This window comes from Breznakibacter xylanolyticus (assembly GCF_003254275.1).
Lineage (GTDB): Bacteria > Bacteroidota > Bacteroidia > Bacteroidales > Marinilabiliaceae > Breznakibacter > Breznakibacter xylanolyticus.
Genome location: NZ_QKZK01000003.1, coordinates 154,737 through 174,179, shown reverse-complemented (window position 1 = coordinate 174,179; position 19,443 = coordinate 154,737). Strand labels below are relative to the sequence as shown.

General features: G+C 41.3%; 17 protein-coding genes. 7 read left to right on the top strand and 10 right to left on the bottom strand.

The genetic code is table 11. The annotated features are described in order from the left end of the window. Window positions 1–246: 246 nt before the first annotated feature. A complete protein-coding gene (locus tag LX69_RS02895; protein ID WP_245934925.1) occupies window positions 247–480 on the bottom strand; it encodes a hypothetical protein in 234 nt (77 codons plus the stop codon). A 271-nt stretch (window positions 481–751) separates the two neighbouring features. On the opposite strand from LX69_RS02895, the gene LX69_RS02890 reads away from it, so the two are divergent. The 4 genes from LX69_RS02890 to LX69_RS02865 all read left to right on the top strand — a co-directional run bounded on the left by LX69_RS02890 (window position 752) and on the right by LX69_RS02865 (window position 5,387). Beyond that, window positions 752–1,507, top strand: a complete 756-nt coding sequence (locus LX69_RS02890) for a hypothetical protein (RefSeq protein ID WP_111444313.1) — start codon at window positions 752–754, stop codon at window positions 1,505–1,507. Window positions 1,508–1,517: 10 nt separating this feature from the next. Further along, window positions 1,518–1,760, top strand: a complete 243-nt coding sequence (locus tag LX69_RS02885; protein WP_111444312.1) for a hypothetical protein — start codon at window positions 1,518–1,520, stop codon at window positions 1,758–1,760. Window positions 1,761–1,872: 112 nt separating this feature from the next. Beyond that, window positions 1,873–2,079: a hypothetical protein gene (locus LX69_RS02880; protein ID WP_111444311.1), complete on the top strand. Its 207-nt coding sequence runs from the start codon at window positions 1,873–1,875 to the stop codon at window positions 2,077–2,079. Between the two features lie 2,816 nt (window positions 2,080–4,895). Continuing rightward, complete coding sequence (locus tag LX69_RS02865) at window positions 4,896–5,387, top strand: hypothetical protein (protein WP_111444308.1); 492 nt, start codon at window positions 4,896–4,898, stop codon at window positions 5,385–5,387. A 103-nt stretch (window positions 5,388–5,490) separates the two neighbouring features. Here the strand turns inward: LX69_RS02865 and LX69_RS02860 are convergent, their stop codons facing one another. Both LX69_RS02860 and LX69_RS02855 read right to left on the bottom strand, forming a co-directional pair. Then, window positions 5,491–6,021: a hypothetical protein gene (locus LX69_RS02860; RefSeq protein ID WP_111444307.1), complete on the bottom strand. Its 531-nt coding sequence runs from the start codon at window positions 6,019–6,021 to the stop codon at window positions 5,491–5,493. A gap of 57 nt (window positions 6,022–6,078) precedes the next feature. After that, window positions 6,079–7,218 (bottom strand): hypothetical protein, encoded by a 1,140-nt coding sequence (locus LX69_RS02855; RefSeq protein WP_111444306.1) that lies wholly within the window; start codon window positions 7,216–7,218, stop codon window positions 6,079–6,081. Window positions 7,219–7,364: 146 nt separating this feature from the next. On the opposite strand from LX69_RS02855, the gene LX69_RS02850 reads away from it, so the two are divergent. From LX69_RS02850 to LX69_RS02840, 3 genes are all read left to right on the top strand, one after another. Continuing rightward, window positions 7,365–7,964: an RNA polymerase sigma factor gene (locus LX69_RS02850; protein WP_111444305.1), complete on the top strand. Its 600-nt coding sequence runs from the start codon at window positions 7,365–7,367 to the stop codon at window positions 7,962–7,964. Next, on the top strand, window positions 7,961–8,881 hold the full coding sequence (locus LX69_RS02845) for a tetratricopeptide repeat protein (protein WP_111444304.1): 921 nt from the start codon (window positions 7,961–7,963) through the stop codon (window positions 8,879–8,881). The genes LX69_RS02850 and LX69_RS02845 overlap by 4 nt, the downstream gene beginning before the upstream one ends. Window positions 8,882–9,134: 253 nt before the next feature. Further along, window positions 9,135–11,825, top strand: coding sequence for a CHAT domain-containing protein (locus LX69_RS02840; protein WP_170124210.1), 2,691 nt, complete (start codon window positions 9,135–9,137; stop codon window positions 11,823–11,825). Window positions 11,826–11,841: 16 nt separating this feature from the next. On the opposite strand, the gene LX69_RS02835 is transcribed toward LX69_RS02840, so the two are convergent. From LX69_RS02835 to LX69_RS02810, 7 genes are all read right to left on the bottom strand, one after another. After that, window positions 11,842–12,021 (bottom strand): hypothetical protein, encoded by a 180-nt coding sequence (locus LX69_RS02835; protein ID WP_111444302.1) that lies wholly within the window; start codon window positions 12,019–12,021, stop codon window positions 11,842–11,844. A 23-nt stretch (window positions 12,022–12,044) separates the two neighbouring features. Continuing rightward, window positions 12,045–12,722 (bottom strand): hypothetical protein, encoded by a 678-nt coding sequence (locus LX69_RS17505; RefSeq protein ID WP_170124209.1) that lies wholly within the window; start codon window positions 12,720–12,722, stop codon window positions 12,045–12,047. Window positions 12,723–12,731: 9 nt separating this feature from the next. Continuing rightward, entirely contained in the window at window positions 12,732–14,315 is a 1,584-nt protein-coding gene (locus LX69_RS02830) for a hypothetical protein (protein ID WP_111444301.1), read from the bottom strand. A 117-nt stretch (window positions 14,316–14,432) separates the two neighbouring features. Beyond that, on the bottom strand, window positions 14,433–14,846 hold the full coding sequence (locus LX69_RS02825; protein WP_111444300.1) for a hypothetical protein: 414 nt from the start codon (window positions 14,844–14,846) through the stop codon (window positions 14,433–14,435). Between the two features lie 73 nt (window positions 14,847–14,919). Further along, on the bottom strand, window positions 14,920–15,339 hold the full coding sequence (locus LX69_RS02820; RefSeq protein ID WP_111444299.1) for a LexA family protein: 420 nt from the start codon (window positions 15,337–15,339) through the stop codon (window positions 14,920–14,922). A gap of 782 nt (window positions 15,340–16,121) precedes the next feature. Further along, window positions 16,122–17,324, bottom strand: coding sequence for a GIY-YIG nuclease family protein (locus tag LX69_RS02815; RefSeq protein WP_111444298.1), 1,203 nt, complete (start codon window positions 17,322–17,324; stop codon window positions 16,122–16,124). Between the two features lie 139 nt (window positions 17,325–17,463). After that, window positions 17,464–19,332: a DEAD/DEAH box helicase gene (locus LX69_RS02810; RefSeq protein ID WP_245934924.1), complete on the bottom strand. Its 1,869-nt coding sequence runs from the start codon at window positions 19,330–19,332 to the stop codon at window positions 17,464–17,466. Between the last annotated feature and the right edge of the window lie 111 nt (window positions 19,333–19,443).

Genomic DNA, 19,443 nt, shown 5'->3' with positions numbered 1-19,443 from the left:
CGAACGCATGAAATAACACACAACCAACAGAAGCACAACGCATTACAAGGAATACAAATTACTAGTTCACCTTTTGGTTCTCATAAATTTTGACCTAAAAAAGGGGTGTTTGTTACATTTGAAACCTAATACAAATATATGAATTTCAGACGCTTTACTCAACTTTTTAAAGCTAAAACGATACAAAAATAATGGAAAAAGGGCATGAGGATTGGTGCGATTTGGTGTCGCACGATTGGGGGAATGTTAGTCGATGAGGAAGGGGGCGACTTGTTCGGAGGGGAGGCCGGTGAAGGAGCAAAACTCGTCGAGGGTGACGAACTGGTGGGGCTCTTTGTGATAACGGCCCCGGATGCGTGCCAACAGGTGGCGGCCATATCGGTCGCTTTTGCCGGTGATGCGTTGCACGTCTTTGGGGTAGATGGTGATGCGGGTAGTTTTCACGGTTGGATTCTTTTGATGTGTTGAGATGGTTTTCATACACCATCCATGCTCTATCTATACACTATCTATGCTTTATCTATTCACTAACGATACACTATCCGGGACAGATTGGGGATGCTCCTCTCCTGCCAAGATGGCTGTGATAGGTGGTTAAATGGCGTAAGGGCAAATTTACCAAATCTTTCAGAATAAGAGAATTGAGAAAAGGCGGCAAAAAGCGGCAAGAATGACCATTGCCGGAAGTGGCTGTTTGGGTGGTGTTTGACCACATCATAGTTTTGCAGTGAATCATTTAATTTTTTTGATCATGGCAAAGCAGAGTGGAATTATTAAGCTAGAGGGTACTATCGGTGATATTACGTTCTACAAGTCGAAGGACGGGATGTTGGCGCGCGCCAAGGGCGGCGTGGACGGAGATCGGATCAAATCGGATGCAGCATTTGCACGAACCAGAGAGAACGGACTGGAATTTGCGCGGGCAGGGAGTGCGGGCAAGTTATTGAGGATGGCTTTTCGTGCGCAGTTGATGAAGGCGGCGGATAACCGCATGGTGAGCCGTCTGACCAAGCAGATGATGGTGGTGGTGAAAGCAGATGCCACCAGTATCCGCGGACAGCGCAACGTATTGGACGGAGAGCTGGAGTTACTGACCGGCTTTGACTTTAACCTAGACGGGAAGCTGTCGAGCACATTGTATGCTCAATATGGTGCGACCATTGACCGAGTGAGTGGAGAGTTGGAGGTGACCATACCGGCTTTTTCGCCCGACAGTGCGATTGTGGCACCGGAGGGAGCCACGCATTTCCGATTCATTTCGGCGGGAGCCTCGATTGACTTTGAGGGGAATGTGTTTGAGGCGGTAACGTCGCAAACAGGAGAACTGTCACTATCGGACGGGAACATTGCAGCGGTGACGCTGACCAACACACTGACAGCCAACAGCACGCATCCGCTGTTTTTGGTGCTGGGGATTGAGTTCTACCAAATGGTGAACGGGGTGTCGTATTCATTGAAAAACGGACGATACAATGCCTTGTCGCTGGTGAGTGTGTCGGGTCTTTAACTGACCGGAGATGGAGACGGTGATGAAACCGGAGATTTTGCTGTCGGTGGTGATGTCGGGAATGCTGGGGGTGGTGAGTTACTTCCTCCGGCAGCTCCTGACCGACTTCAAGCGGGTGGAGAAAGACGTGAGTGAGGTAAAGAGCACCATGGCGCTGTTGAAGAGTGAGTTTAAGGGGGTGAATGATTTGCTGAGCCAGCGGATTGATTTTTTGGAGAAGCGGTTGACATACCTGGAGAAGGCGGTGAATTGAAGCCCTGCCCCGACCCTGCCCTATTGGAAGGGAGACTGAAGAAAGGCGGACTGCACGTATGAGGCGGCCGTTAGAGTGAGGAAGGAACGTTAACGAATTAAAACGATAGAAGATGGGATTGGTAGAAAGAATGAAGGCACCGACGTCGAAGTTTTTCCGAGTGGTGCGGACAGTGGGCATCAGTCTGGCGGCGGTTGGGGGAGCGTTGTTGGCGGCTCCGGTGGCGTTGCCGGTAGGGCTGGTGACGGCTGCCGGTTATGTGGCGCTTGCGGGCGGCGTGATGACAGCGGTGGCACAGGCCAGCGTGGATGGGGAATGAAGAAGTCCATCGCAGCTTTTCCTCAAAGGAAGGGGGATAATAATTGAAAGAGCAGAAGGGCTGAAATAAACCTGCATGTGTTTTGGATTAACGCCTATTGATAAAAGATATTCTTTAGAGGTGTTTGATAAGAGGGGAAACGCTCGGTGAAGTTAAGCTTCATCGGGCGTTTGTTATTTTGTGACGTCTGAGTTGTAAATGTGCCTGAGTTGTGTTGTTATTTGTTTTGCAGAGAGATAATATACAAAATAGTAGATGGATAAATTTATTGATGTGGTATTTATATGAGAGGAATGCCGACATAAAAAAAAGCCCCCTTAGAAAGGGAGCTGAGAGATGACCAGCTGAAGGTGAAAGAGCTGGAGGAAGACCTCGGGTGCGCTGCCCCGGATGATGACGCAGCGGCACTTGAAAGAGCTGACGAGGTAGAGGTGCAGCCACCAGCCACACGCCCTACAGTGAAAGGAGCGAATAAACATAATGCCCTTCGCCCACAGGCTGGGGGGCATTGCTGCAAGGGCCGGGCAAAAAAATACGACCCGAGGCACGAGGGTGGAGATTTTTTTGAACGGGCGCAGCGCACCCTTGTGGCATTGCCCAGCAGTCCTGTAACTTGGGGCTTATGATTAGGAGCATTATGGAAAGTTGAGAAGTGGAGGGGTGTAGGAGTGGAGGAGTGGAAGAGTTAAGAGTGGAGAAGTAGAGAAGTGGAAGAGTTTAGGAGTGGAAGAGTGGAAAAGTGGAGGTGAACGGGTGGTGAGGGAGACGCACTGGTAGCTTTGTGACGCACTGTTAGCTTTGAGACGCGATGAATCGCGTCTGTACCGGCCGGGGGGTGTGTGGTGGCTACGCCCCTACTCTACTCTGCTGGAATTAACCTCATCGTGTGTGTGTGTAATGGATGGATGTGGAATATTTTTTTCCCCAACGAGCAAAAAGACAGCGGGATGGAAAGGTGTCCGGCGACCTGTCAAGGTTTTTGCGGCCCTGTTGGTTATTTTGGATTTGCTTGTGAGTAAAATGGGTACGTGATGTATGGGATGGGGCTGCAAAACCCGAAGGGCATGACCTTGACGGGGTTTGAGCCGGATGCCTAACTTGAGGTGGCTTTTTTGCGGGTGGGGGAAGGAAGTGGAGGGGTGGAAGAGTTTAGAGTGGAGGAGTTGAAGAGTGGAGAAGTGGAGAAGTGGAGAGGTGGAAGAGTTTAGAGTGGAGGAGTTTAGGAGTGGAGGGAGACGCACTGTAGCTTTGAGACGCACTGGTAGCTTTGAGACGCACTGGTAGTGCTTTTTGAGACGCGATGAATCGCGTCTGTACCGGGGGGATAATTGGAGGGGCTGCAGTATTTTTTGGAAAAAGGTGGGTGCAATGGCTTGCGGCCACCTTTTTCTCTTCGGCGCGAGCCGTCTGCGAGTGGAGCCGGCGGTGGCAGACCGGGAGTGCGAAGGATGAGCACGGGGGCTGGCAACTGCTTGCGGCCAGGGGCTGGCGGGCTTTTTGCGTTGTGGGTGGCAGCGAATGTTGCTGAATGAATGAAACGAGCGTTGTGGAGCGAAGGAATGAACCTTGACGATGTGTGACGGGTAACGATAACGGGTAGATGATGTGCAGGGTGTGAAGACTCAAGGTGAATGGATGTAGCGCAACGAGCGAGGTGAGTGAATGAAGTGACATTGGCTGCGGGCGATAAATGAGAAACTGGCCTTTTATAAGAGAGGCTTTGCCCCCGGAGATTGAGGTGTGTGGAGGCTTGGATGGAATGCGATGGGAACGAATTGTATGAGACCGGAGGGGGCAATGCCGGACGCGGGCGGGGTTTGCAAAAAGCATGACAGCCCCGCAGCCGACGGCGACCAGCAGGCGAGCCTAAAATGGGCAGCCGATGGACGTGGGGATGCGTGAGGGAGTGAACGAATGGAGCGCAGGCAGTTTCCGTGACGCAGGAACGGAGCGCCAAGCGCAATGGAGTGTAACGAGTGAGGGCTGCCCCACGGACAAGGGAGGCTGCCATGAGGGAACGAACCGAAGCTGCAAGGGGTGTGCCGGGCTGGGGACGGCAGATTGTAGTGTGCAACAATGGATATGAGATGCCAGAGAGGGAGGCCATGGCCAACCATGCGACGAAGCCTGGAGGCTTCGCCGAACTTTAAGAAATGGCTGACGGAACGGGTTGTGCATAAAGAGTACCGGCCCCACCTTTGGCGGACGGGCTGCCGGCTAGCCGCGGATATGGCTACCATAAGAGACGGCTGCCCGGCCGACCCGGCGCGCCCCTTGCCGAGGTGAGTGGACGAATGCCGAATTACCTCTAGGGAGGGTGGGTGGGTCTTCTGAGGCATCGTTTTAAGGGAGCGAAGGGACGAGGGAGCCAGTGCGTGCCCAGGCTGTACGACAAATCATTGAAGGGCTTCGAAATGTACCGTTAGGGATTGAAGTGGAAAGCCCGGAGCAAAGCGAGGACTTGAAATGGAAAGCCCGACCCGAAGGGGAACGGCAAAAAAAGGCACAAGTTGCAACCTTGCGCCAGCTGGGAATAAGCCACACGATGCAATCGTGCGGCAGCAATGGGCACTAGCGGGGCAAAGTTTGAGGAAAAAACGGTAATTTTGTCATACTACCATCGCCTAAAAATCATACCTGTAATAGGGGGGCAATATCACCGAAATATCTATTGGAAAGAGGAATGGGCACAAGTTATGAACTTGGGGCAACTATGGGGTGTGTGCCACAAAATATGAATAAACATTTTTTTAATTCACGAATTTAACATCTATTTAAAATTTACTAATTTTATATGATCATTAACTGCATTCGAGATGAAAAAACATTTATACGAAGGCCCATTCTATTGGGGGGATGTTTATGCTGTAATTGGAGATAATGTTATTCAATTACAACTTGTACGAAAGGAGTATGAACAATACTATGTAATAGTGAAGTCTAAAAAATATTGCGACGAACCTGGTCGTGTAAACTATTTCTCAGAAAAAATAAACATGCATGACTTAAGTACACTTATTGAAGCTGCTGCATGTGAAACAATCGAGGAATTTATTGATGTTTTGCCAAAAGTTTTAGAAGTACAAGATTGGGAGGTTATTGTAAAGAGATTTAGATCTGAATCTAATGGGAAATTAATCTCCGGTGTTTGGTTAAAAGGTGGTAAATTTCAAAATGAACTTTTAGGAGAAATTAGAATATCACCTAAAAGTGGAATATCACAACTGTTTGGAGATAAGCTTCCATTATGTTGTAGCATTACTCTGATGGAAGGAAATATTGTAGGGCATGTATTTCCTGAAAACTAATTGGTTTGTGCATTTATAAAGTAAATTCAGGCACAGAGGAAATGAAATAGGAGTGTTATCAGACTTTGTTACGGATCTACTTATATCTTGGTATTTTATATTATTATGATTTGTATTCTGTCAGTTTGCAAATTGTGTAAGGTTCAATTTGTAATTCATCAATAGAATGATAGCCTTCGCTGCAATAAATAGAACGAAAACCAGAAATATGGTTGCATAAAAAAGATTTACCAACTAATTTTTTTAATGCGGATGCTTGGTTACCCATTAAAAATGGATTTGGAGTAGTGTTGGTTTTTAGGAAAAACTTACCTTTATGGATGCCACTTTGAATCTCTGTAATCCCATTTTCCGGATCTCCAATAAACACCGATGCTTGTAAGCGTGATAGACTACAAACATAGCCTTTATCTGTAATTAGCTGAATGTATCGAGTTGAAGGGATTTTTACGCCATCAACGACAGTTTCTCTTTCACCTTTTATTTCAAAATCAGTAAATTTAATAACAGCTCCATCGGGTATAAATGAATTTCCATATGTACCAATTAATTTCGATGATGAAATACCTGCTTCAATTAAATAATCTGCTATTTGCTCAACACTACTATGTAAAATGTTATCAGTAATTTTCATGAACGAATACACTTACGGGTTATAAAGAGCCTTTTGTTACGTTTTTAAAGATTGATTTCAATACGGGATAAATGGTTTTTTAAACCATGATACAAATTCATCATAACTATCTCTAATATTATGATTTGCAGGCGAACTAATATCAAAAGGTTTACTTTCGACAAATTGTAATCTTTTATTTAAAATAGTAAAAATATCATCACAAAATACATTGTATGTATAGTAATCTAATGTGTCTAAATTTTGCGTAAATGCTGTGATGATATTATTTTTGATAAAGTCATTTTCAATCTCAATTATGAAATTTTTCATTTCATATCTGGTATTAAATGACTTCTTTGCCTTTAGAATATATTCTTCAGTTTCTTCATTGAAATATGATCTAAAATCACTATCTCGTTTTAAAAAAGTTTCCTTGTGCATTGAAGATAACATAATTGATTTAGCTTCGAAATTGTAATTAATTTCGAAATCACTATATGGACGACATTTAATATTAGACCATATTTCAAAAAAACTTAATTCGTGATCTGATGGAGGTATAAATTGTCTTATTGTTTTAAATTTATTTTTTGAATTATTTAAAACTTCTATTGAATGAATATAGCATGAATTATAAGCATTTTTTATTTTTTCTACATTAGGGTCATTAGAATTATAAGTGTATGTGCCATCATATACAGAATGACAAGCGATAGATACAATTTTATTTACAACTATATTGCTAATTTCTTCTCTATCAAGATATTTCGAGTCATTTACTAGCTTTTCCCAGCAAGTTGGATTAACTAGCCATTTTATTATTTCTAATTCATGTAAGGGAAACATATTTTTATCAATGGTTATTAAATCACAAAGAATAAATTTACGTTCCTTAAAATTCGTAACTATTGCTTTGCAAGCAACTTCAAAAAAGTGACCATTGTAAAAAATAGTTACTAGCAAATCGTGATTTACTGGAGAAATAATACCTTTTATATTTTCAAATAAAATTGAATTTGTAATTTCATTCTTATTGCAGAATATTTTATTTACAATATTTATTTTTTTACACCTAATATCATTGCCTTGATTTACATAGCTTTCTGTTATCATTTTTTCACACAGTAATTCCGAAGAACTAATAAAGTGACTAGTATTCAGTTTATCAAACTGAAGGTGAATTAATAGCAAATTATCAAAATTTATCCTTCTCATACACAAAAATCGAGTTTGGTATAATGTCTTTTTATTTTTGAATTGATCACGAATTAACTCAAAAATAGATATTTTAGGAACAAATTTATGAAGATTTAGCCATATGACGTCATGCTTTTTTATTAATCATCAGAATATTGTGTAAAATGAATGATCAAGAAACGATACAACTGATTCGTCAATCCAATCCCCGAGTGATTACCCAATTGTATAAGCAACATTACAGTGCCTTTATAGGATATATGCGACAGTCCTTTTCTGATTTAAGGACTGACGAGGTGGAGGATATCTATAGTGAGAGTTTTCAGGTGTTTTGCGGGTATGTGAATGCGGGAAAGCTGACAGACATGCGTTGTAGTATCAAGACCTTTATTTTCAGCATAGGGCGCAACATGGCCATTGATGAGATGAAGCGCAAGGGAAAGATTTGGCTGACGGAACGCATCCATGATATTGAGGAACCCGACAGTGATTTGTTGCCCGAATTGGATAAAAAGACGATGTTGCTCAATCAAATAGTGGGTAAATTGACAGATCCGTGCAAAACCCTGCTGACACTGTACTGGTACCACGAAAAGAGCGATAAGGAAATCGTGGAACAGACCAATTATCAATCGACAGATACTGTGAAAAACCAAAGGTCGCGCTGCATGAAGACATTGAAGAAGATGTACCTGAGCGAATTGGAAGATGCCGAGATGATAACGAGCGAGGAGCGCCAACAATTAATGGGAGAACCATCATGAAAGAGCAAGAGAATGTGGAGCGCTACCTACGTGGTGAGATGAGCGATGTTGAAAAAAGTGCATTTGAAGCCAACCTTCAACATGATGAAAAGCTGAAAAATGCAGTAGAAGTGCAACGGCAATTAATAGAACAGCTTAGGTCGAGGGCAAACGCCGAACAACAGATTAAAGCTGCAAAAGAGGAACTGGCTCAGGCAGAAGGCAACAATGACGAATGGAACGAAGAGACTGTTTCACAATCCGAACTGGAAACAACACTTGTGACGCAAATACGCACGCGAGCCTTGGTGGAAGAACAGATAAAGCGAGCCCGAGAAGAAATGGAGGAAGAGCGAGCAGACAAGCAACTGACTATTACAATGCGCCCCAGACGGAAGTTAATAGGTTATGTCACCTTTGCCGCAGCCATGATAGCAGGGGTGGTCATGATTTGGCAGCCCACACAGCTATCGAATGACGCCTTTGTAGAAAAGTATGCAGGACTGGTGCCGACATCCATAACCATATCAACTACGACCAACGACCTGGTGAGGGGTAATAACACACTGATTGAAGGGATGACAGCACAGGAAAGTGAGATTGCCATAGCAGCCATAAAGCAAATAGCAGCCCGCGATTACCCCAATGCAGAAAAACTGTTGCAGTCAATCGAATCATTGCACGAAAAAAATGCAAGGCTCTATTTCTATTTGGGCTTGAGCCGTTTGTTACAAAAAAAGGATTGTGTTGGTATTTTTGAAGAACTGAATCGCGACAACGCATCCTTCGGAGCAGATGTGCTTTATTACCTGTCGTTGGCCTATATTCAAAACGGCAACCTATCAAAGGCAAAAACCGCCATTCAAAAGATGCAAGCACTGTATCCACACCAATCATCGTTATCGAAAGCGATGCTGAAAGAATTGAGATGGTTCTGATAAAAAGGCTTACATGAAAAAACAAACATTGCGGCAAAGTTTTTATGGCTTAGTGATTATTGTCATTTTATATCTCTGTGTCAACATTGCCAATTTGTTGTGGTTTGTAATGCAACCGACCGGTTTGTGGGGGATTTACAAATATGGGGGAATGCTTATTGTGACCCTGTTTGTTGTGTTGTTTCTGATGGTGGGGGTTTACCACTTCGTACGCAATTTCAGAAAAGTCGCACACAACATCGGATTTTGGATATTGATTGTTGTTTTTGGGATTTTGGGTCTGGTAATAGAATATGTTCCGGTTGCATGGCTGGTACATCAGGTCGATAACAAGTACCAATATGTCAATCAAACTGAGGAGTATTTTACAGAAGGGAAGTATGAAAAGGCTCTGACGTATGCAGCAACTTTGTATGAAAAGAGCCAGAACGAGAAAACAATTACATCGGAATTCTGGATTTTAAAAAAAGCCTTTGTCAGTTCCCAATGGGGCAACCAATTTTTGCAGAGGCGACATTACCGGATTGAGTTTAATTATGCTTTTTGCCTTGAAAACCTTGGGAAGGATATTGAAAAGGCGGAGCAATTGTACCGCCAATGCCTGTTCATCGCACAACAAATGGATTCAGAACAACGCACCAATGTCATGGACACCAAAATCCGTCTTGCCAAAATAGAACTCAGTAAGGGCAATGTGGTGAAAGCAGATGAATGGTTTCGAAATCTGAATCATGAATTTCAGAAGATGGATGAAAGGGAGCGTGTTTATTCCCTCATATTGATGCTGACCTACGCCCAATATGCAGAATCGCGAGGCGATATAGTCAAAGGATTGCAAATCAGAGAACAGGCTTACGAAAAAATGTCCACTGATGATGCGTACCAAGAAACGACCATGTATTTTGGGGTTGTGCTTGCCATGCTCAATTCAAAAATAAGCAGCCGTAATGTTACAGAGGCACGGCAATTTGCAGAGAAAGCAAATGAGCTTTCATCGACCTTTGAAGGTGATGAAATTTACACCTATTATCTCAATCAAATGGGATTGTATGAAGAATTTGCCGGCAATTACAAGGAAGCAGAAACATATTTTGAGGAAGCCATCGCGTCAAGTGAAGAAATGCCGCAACGGATTATGGCAATTCAAAAAAGGGCATTGGCTGCGTTCTATTTTAGGCAGAAACAGTATCAGAAGGCCAACGAGCAATACCGTATTTTTTGGCAAACCATAAAACCGTCAGGCTATTCAATTCAGGAGAATATTCAACCAGCCATCCAAACAGCACTCACTTATGGTGCGTTGGGGCATCAAGCCAAGGCGATTCAAATGATGGCAGAAGCAGACAGCACGTTAAAAATGTTGATGGCTCAATATTTTGAAACAACAACGCTCGAAGAAAAAGAGTTTTTTACCAGACGATTTGAGACTGATGCCCGAATCATCAATGCGTTTTATTTGCAGCAAAACGGCGCAGGGAATATTGGCAAGGTGCTCAACAATGTGTTGTGTTTAAAGCATGGCGCACTGCAATCGCAACAAGCATTTGAAGCGGTTATTAAACAACTACGTGACGATAACGCAGAGAAGTTATATCGAGACATTGTAAAACGTAAAAAGGAATCGGAAATAAAAGCAATGCTGCAAGTGCATCAGCGAGAGCAATTGATGGATCTGCTTGACACCCTGACGATGGAAGAACACCAGCTAATAGAAAAGGTAGAGCAACATGCCGACACAAAAGCATATTTTTTAAAACAGATTACCTGGCAGAAGGTACGTGACCAACTGAATGATGATGAGGTGGCAATTGAATTTGTCAATTTTCCGATTGATCCGTTAAATCCCATCGCGAATCGGTATTATGCAGTGATTGTTACCCCACATAGTGCTGATTTGAAGCTGGTGCCATTGGCAGAAGAACGTGAAATAGAGGCATTGCTGGGAGGCTGTTCGAAAGACAATATAAATGCCCTTTACTCCGACAATCAACACGGGCAAATGTACAAAATGGTTTGGGCGCCAGTGACAAAGCATCTTGAGGGAGCCAGTCGGGTATTTGTATCGTTGAGTGGCATTTTGCACAGGGTATCATTTGCTGCACTCACGATTGATGAGTCGTACAGTCTGGAGACCTTAAGCAGCCTGAAGGAGATATGGAACACCAAGGAAGATAGCACGCAAACGCTGATGAATGTGGCATTATTTGGAGATGTTACATTTGGTACTATGGCCGAAACCGCCGCTTGGGGAAATGATGTTCAAAAAGAAATCACCCGTAACATTTTATCAGGTCGATTTGCTGCACTACCCGGAACGCGCAAAGAAATCAGCACGATAGCGCAACTGATGGATAAAAGAGGGTTGAAATACAATATTTATTGCGGGATAAATGCCACAGAAGCCAATTTTCGATGTTTGGAAAGTGACGATAAAATACGCTTGATACATATTGCCACGCATGGTTTTTATTACCCAAAAAATACGAGTACGGTGATGCGGGAAAGCATCTACGGGATCAGCGATGGATATACGATTGTGACAAACCCGATGATTCGTTCCGGTTTTTTGCTTTCGGGAGAATTGCACGGTCAGGACAACCGAACGCAAACAGACGGCGTGTTGACTTCCGCTGAAATATCGGGAATGGATTTAACCCATGTTGATTTGGTGGTGTTGTCGGCATGTGAAACCGGATTAGGAGATATAAGCGACAGTGAGGGAGTTTATGGTTTGCAACGCGCCTTTAAAATGGCCGGTGTCAAAAATATTGTGATGAGTTTATGGCAAGTGCCGGATGAAGCGACTTCGGAATTGATGATCCACTTTTATGATGGCTATCTCACCGGAAAGTCGGTAATCGAAGCGCTGAAAGAGGCACAATTGAAGGTGAAGAAGAAATACCCGGAGCCTTATTCCTGGGCTGGGTTTGTTGTTTTGAGGTGAAGGCGTGATTGTATTTTCACTTTTTCTTCGAATCAAAAATCACTTTCACTATTACGATTAAGAAAATAATAGCAAAGATTATCCACGATGAGCCGCCATTGTCGTCAAGGTCAGACATTTTGCCCCATTCTCTTTCTGCATGAATAGATGTAAATGTCATTATGGAGAAGAGCAACGAGAGATATACTTTTTTCATATTCAGATGGTTTAATGGTGAAATTATTCATAATCGCAAATGATTTTCAGCGAACAGCCAGCAGAGCCACAAGACCAAGAGATTGACAGGAGGAATGGAGTTTTTCCGGGAATTGAGAATGTATAACGTGAAGTAAAGTCATCATGATCAATTACTTTGCAGTTAAAATTTCTTCCCTTAAAAAGTTCAGGTAAAGATATTTCGTTGAAAGCTTGATGATGGACACTTTGAATCAGACAGGAGTTGTAACCACAGCGAGAGCCAGATAAAACCAGATCCCATTTGCAAGGAACAGAATTGACATCAAGACAATTTAATAATTGATTGTTAACAGAAACAATTGCCTGCCCATGACGATAGAAGCGATCATCGGACATTAGAATACCAGAATTAGACCAAAGGATGTCAGGATTGTTCGCTTGATTTGCCCATTCGAGTGAAGGGGAAGAAGGATCATGAGCAAACAAACAGATAAGGTCGAATAATTCGATTGGATTTTGCTTTTGAGCTATATTAGGTTGAATTATTGAATCTGACTTGTTGTTATCATTTTGGTGGAAATGACAACCAATTAAGCCTATAAATAAGCCCAAACAGAGTAGAATAAAGCGAGTATTGATTTTTGTATTCATTGGTGTGGTTAATTTGATTTTGTGAGTTTTATCAGTCACAATCTTAGGATTGTGACTGATAAAGTGCATTTTATTGAATTATTTAAGACAGGCCGGATTTAATTCGTAGGTGTATATGTTATGAATAAGGTGTTCACCCTTGTAGTAAGCCGCAACACCAATATTGTACTCATTTATTGGTAATAACTGGAATGTTTCAACTAAATGTCCGTTTATACAAAAAAAATAGGCATCATCTGTTCTCGTTATTGTAAGTGTATTTTTCTCGTTTCCTTGTTTGATTGCCTGGCAATATGTAATGTCTGTGAGAGGCATAAATTCACCTTTGTTCAAAGCAATGATGAAATATTCTTGTCTTTTATTGATACAGAAATTGTAAAAAGTGTCATAAGTATTAGAAAAAAAGGAGATTCCACATGCTGCACTATCCACGCCTGAGATATTTGAAATATTCATTTCAATTTCGAACGGTTTGTCAGTGTTTATATCGATATATTTTTCCCTGAAATGGGGTGAGAATATTGAATCGGAAACAGAGAATTTAAGTTTATTGTCATTAGTAATAACAGATTCATCTTCCGGATTCCATATTTCCCATTCATTCCTGTTTATATTAAAATCTACAGACTTTAACCACTTGCAGATAGTGTCGTTGTGAAAAATATCGTATCGTTCATTCAACACCTCATTGTTGTTAAAATTTGCCGTCATAAACAATTTGCCGTTATCATCCCATCTTTTAGAAATACCATGCAATAAACCATCTTTAAAAGAACATTTGTCGCTGATAGTACCCGATTCATAGTATAAGGTAAGTATGCCGTTGATTTTATTGTTCAGAAAATATCCATGTTCTTTGATCGAATGATTTGGATAGTATTTCCAAAATTCACCTTCGTAAAAATTCTTTGCCTGATCATCGTAACTTATGTAGGCAGCGTTATATTCATCCAATAGTACGCCAGAAATATTGTAATTTTTGATAGTGCCGATCGGTTTATTAGGTGCTTTGTAAGTAACCATTCTATAATAAGCGGCATTTTGTTTGTCACAATATTCCCATTGACTATCAAAATACTCCGTTATCAGCTTACCAATTTCAGGTTTGTAAGTGGAATTAATTTTTTTGATCGTGTGGACTATCTGACATTCATGGATGTGTGAAACAGAACCATCAGGATGGGTAAGAGTTCCTGAATACAATTTATCTGTCGCCATAAATCCTTTAAAAGTACTCCCATCAGAAAAGACCATTTTTCCGTTACCATGCATCCTGTAATTGATAAAGGAACCTTTGTACCGGTTGCCCAAAGAATCAGACCAGGTGCCCTTTCCTACCATTTGTCCATCCTTGAAATAACCAATATGTTCAGTTCCGTCTATATGATGCACGAAACGACCTTTCCCCTGTCGGATTCCCTTTTTGTAATGCCCCAAATAGGTTGATTGCAATTTACCACTATAATATTTTGTTAGAATTCCATAGCCTGTGGCTTTACCATTCGAACATTTTCCAGTCCAAATTACGGTAGTGTTATCGGTATAATAGGGATCGTTGATCAAACATCCTTCGTTATTACATTCGATCCAATGTTCTTTAGAAGTTTGTGTATAAGCGAATAAACACATTGATAAAAATGTGATCAAGCAAAAGTTTCTCATGGTTTGAAATTTTAGTACAGTAAGGCAAAGTGTTGAAAGAGGATAAATGCAGATCTTTTATGGTTGGGTGATGCTAACGTCTTGAATGTTATGTATTCATCATTGCGCAGACAATGATTAAAGGTTAAACCATATTTTTTGAAACCCCCAGATGGCATGGTAATTGAAATTTGCAAAAGCCACCTGCTCTATTTGGGTCATTGGTGTTACACTGCCAATTGTATATGCCTGAATATTTATCGGTTGCCAAGTCGCTCCTGTTGCCGATTGGGGATCATAATATGCTGTGATATTTAATCTTTCCCCCAAAGGAGTTTCGCAAACTGAAACTTTGATTGAGATTTTTTTCTCAACTTCACCTCTGTCATTCAAGACATAAGCAGTAGTACGGAATGTTTGATTCTCATTTTGATGAGAATTATTAACACCATTGTTATGTGGAGAATCGATAAGGGGGGTAAATTGAACCAATTGCGAAAAGCTATTCAATGTGATAATTGTGAATAGCAAAGTGATAAATAACTTTTTCATGACCGTAATGATTTAGTATTTCTCATTTATCCGATCACATGGAAAAAGGTAATCAACAGAGGTCATTATTTTTTCAGTTTTTATGAAGATGGCTTTCGGGTAGCACTTCGATGGGCTGAAATGCGTCGTTTTCGGGCATGAGCCAGAAGCGGTTTTCTTCGACTTTGAGCCGCTTGATAGAAAATTCTCCATCGATATAGCACACTGCAATTTTACCATTTTCGGGTTCGATGCCTTTGTCGATGATGAGCAAATCGCCATCGTTGATGCCGACGTTTTTCATGGAGTGTCCATTGACACGGGCATAGAAGGTGGCGGGTTTGTTTTTGATGAGGTATTTGTTGATGTCGATGGACGAGTCGAGAAAGTCATCGGCTGGTGAAGGGAAACCGGCAGCGATCCCACCTTCGATGATGGGGCATTCTAACACTGACTCGAAGGAGGCGGAATAGATGTCTAAGGTGGTTGAAGAGTGGAGTTTGATGTATTTCATGTTTTAGAGTATCAAGATTTGGGTATCAAGACACAAGATGAGGATGTGTTTAATTGAGCTTTTGTTATCGCTGTGTTATTGTGTGAATTGAATTACATAGATACGGAGAAGGGGAATGAATGGGGGGATTTTTGGTGGATTTAAAAATGAGGAGGAATGGGAGGCGTTGTGTGCTAATTTATATATTGCAGTGCTGATTACAAAGGAGACGCGCTGGTAGCGCGTCTGTACTCCGTTAGGGATTGAAGGGGAACGGCATGAAAAATGCACATGTTACAAACTTGCGCCAGCCAGGGGATGCCAAGGCCAAAGGGAGCGACTTAGCTAGGAGGCTAAGCCGAACGGGGGAAAGGATACTCCATAAACTACAAACAGCTAGCTGCTGAGATGCAACGAGCTGTTTGATGCTTCCCCGGGCGCATGTCCCTGAGAAATGTAAAGATAAGCAATTTACGAGAAAAAGACAACGGGGAATTGGATAAAGAGAAGGGGAATGAAACAATAAACGGCACCTGTCGCTTACCCCGGTCCTGTGATTTTCGCTGCCTCACGGCAACTGATGCATAGCCCGGCATACAATTCAAACAAAACACAAATTCTTATCATAATGGTCTTTTTCATTGCTCATCGTGTTTTTGAAAAGCAAAGAAAAGAGACCTAAAGAAGTGTCCTGATAAACCCGGAAACACTGTCCGGATGTGACCCGAATTTGCATGAGTCGCGCGGGAGCAGGGTTGAACTATATGAGAAAAGACACGCGTAGCAAACGGGCGCCATCGGTGCTATCTTTTAATTATTGTCATGTTTACAGCATCGTATTTGTAATAAATCACTTTGCCGTTAATAATTAATTCGATTGTTTGTTCGATGACTTCAATAGGGGCAATAAACCACTCGCGGGGGGTAAAACGTTTACCATTATCATCAAAAACATCAATTTCTAAGCAGGAATTACCAAAGAAGTTATGAATGAGTTGTTCAAATTTCTGCGGGTTCATGTTGAAGCATTTCCAACCAGCAATGTAATCAACCGGAGCCATAAGATAGGTTGGTTCTTTTTCAGCATTTTTAATCCTTTCAGTAACTTCAGTTTTAGAATAACCGATCTTGTAAAGGTTCTGAATAGAAGTAATCCGATTGTCAGTACTTTTAGATTTTAAAACATAAATGTAACCAGCAACTTCGTCTTCTGTTGTTATGGCACAAAAATTCTCAATGAAACCTTCGTTTACTTTTTGAATGTTTTCAGTCACTACTTTGCCGTTAGCGTAAAGGATTTTTTCAACAGACCTTTTTAACATATTGGATTCGGTCCCATTCTCAAAAATACACCTTGTTCGTCCATCTTCTCGAACTCTAGTACCATCGGGTTTGTAATGTTCTTTTTGAGTGATGCTGATTTTCTCGAGCAAGAAAAGAACACCATTATGTACATAATATGAGCCTTCAACTAAATTCCTTTGAGCAAAATCAATAAGTTTGCGATTATTACATGCTAAATCCTTTTGAATTTCTTTAAAAAGAGGTTCATACTTTTTGAAATCTTTACAAGGTTTACGACGCGCCACAAATTCAGCACTTGCCCGCTCGTATTCTTTAGGCGTATGTTTAAAATCAAATAAACCTTCAGAATCAGTATTTAACAAGTCAAATGTATTATCACTAAAAATATCATCGATTGAGATTAATTCTTGTTTTGCCGATTGCAATAAATTGTATTTGTCAACGGAAGCAAGCGCTGATATTTTTTCTTCGCTTTCTCTCAAATTTTTCAAACGGGAATAAAGCTGATATTCTGCAATATTACTTGGGTTTGGTGTTGGTTCTTGGTTGTTGTTTCTCTCGTAGAAATCAACAATTTCTTGAAATGATGCCAACAGGCGTTCATCTGCATTCCGGGCAGAAGAACACTTTGGTTTGACATTGAGCAAACCCAATGAATCGCTGTTAAATATTTCGTCTAAAATTTTAGTTTTGGTAGTCAATGGTTAATTGTTAATGGTTAAGGGTTAATGGTTAGTTGTTAATTGTTAATTGTTAATTATTAATGGTTAGTTGTTAATGGTTAGTTGTTAATGGTTAGTTGTTAATGGTTAGTTGTTAATTGCTATCATTGACCATTTATCATTGATCACTAACCATTCTTTTACGTTTTTCTTCTTTCAAATAAATGATACATTCAGCCATTCGTTTTTCGAGAGGGTCATTGGACGAGAGAGACGGTTCACGTTTGTATGTTTTTACAAATTCTTGAATTTTGGGCCAAAGGATTTTGGCTTCTTCGAAATCCATTTTAATGCGAGTCGATTCAATGGTTTCCTGAATAACTTTTAAAACCTTTGTTGTTACAGATTTTGAGAGTACCTCAAAGGCTTTTTGAAAAGGGTTTATTTGGTCGATCAGGTCGATGTGAATATCGTCAATGTTAACAAACGTGTCAGCCATGCGGATGAATCGTTTATCGCCAACTTCTTTAATTTCGCCGTTTTTAATTACAGAATCAACCACTACATATTGACGAATTTCTTCAACTTCTGTATCGTTTAACACGGGGTATTTGATTTTAATAATTTTAGGGATCAAGACTTTATTGATTACCTCGGGGTCAACATTGCCGGGCATGGCTTTAAGCATTGTATCGTCTTGAAGTATGGATGCTTTCAAATCGTTCAAATCCGATTCGATGATGTCTTTAACTCGTTTAGAACTGGGTTCTTTTAACCCACGGATTTTAATTTCGCCCGGTTTGGCTATGTCTTCATCAGAAAGTTTGGTTTTGAAAGACCAATTAGGAGCTAAAACTTGTTCCATCAATAAAGAAGCAGTAATGGCTTTTAGCATGTTGTTGACCGAAAGTTTTACCAAATCATCGGCAGCATCAGGTTGAGCAATCAGGTTTGTAAACTGAGCATGCGTTTTGTTATTGCTGTCGCGAGTTGCACGGCCAATAATTTGAATGATTTCGGTTAATGAACCACGGTAACCAACGGTTAAAGCGTGTTCGCAAAAGGGCCAGTCGAAACCTTCTTTGGCCATTCCTAAAGCAATAATTAAATCCATGTCGTCGACGGATTTAATGTCACGCAAATAAGCGACAATTTTATCGCGTTCGCGCGGGTTATCTTCAACCAAATCGGCCACCTTGAGTATTTTGCCGTCAGTATTACGTTTTACATGAATGACGCCAGTTTCGGGATCTTGCTTTTCAACCGAACCAATAGAATCGATAATAAAATCAACTTCGTTGTGTTTGTCTTTGGTTGATTCGCCGGAATTGACATTGGGAATATGAAGAATTGTTTTTTTATTGGTATCGAGAATTTCTAAAATGGCATCGGTGTAGCGACCTTGATAGAAATGGTAGCCAATACCTAACGATTTGAGAAAACTGTAACCGTTTAATTGTTCGTAATAGTTGTAAGTGACTTTTGTAAAACGAGCTTCGGCATCGGGTTTTAGAACAGGTACGCTGTCGCCACGAAAGTACGAGCCAGTCATGGCAATAATATGGGCAGTTGATTTGTCCATAATGTTACGGAGGATATCGCCCAAGCGGTTGTTTACATCGGCAGAAACGTGGTGAAATTCATCAATTGCAAGTACACAGTTGTTGAATTTGTCTTCCGAAAGTTCCTCACAAGCAAAGCGAAGCGTTGCATGGGTACAAATGAGAATTGACTCGTTGCTGAGCATAAAATCGTGGAACGATTTTACTTTGCTTTGGCTATTGTCGCTGCCCGGTGTGCAAAGATTGTAACGGTCGTTTGGTTCCCAATTGGCAAAGAATCCGAATTTCATTAAATCGGTTTTGGCAAAGGAACTGCCAATGGAACGTTCGGGAACGGCCACAATTACTTTTTTCAGTCCTTGGTTTTTGAGTTTATCCAAAGCCAAAAACATTAAAGCTCTTGATTTACCCGAAGCCGGAGGCGCTTTCAATAAAAGATATTGCGCATCGCGAGCCTGATATGCTTTTTCCTGCATATCGCGCATTCCCATTGGGTTTGTTTTTGAGCTTTGTCCTGTTTGGTTGTATGTTACGTGTACGATGTCCACTTTTTTAATTGTTAATGGTTAATGATCAATTGTTAATTGTTAATTGTT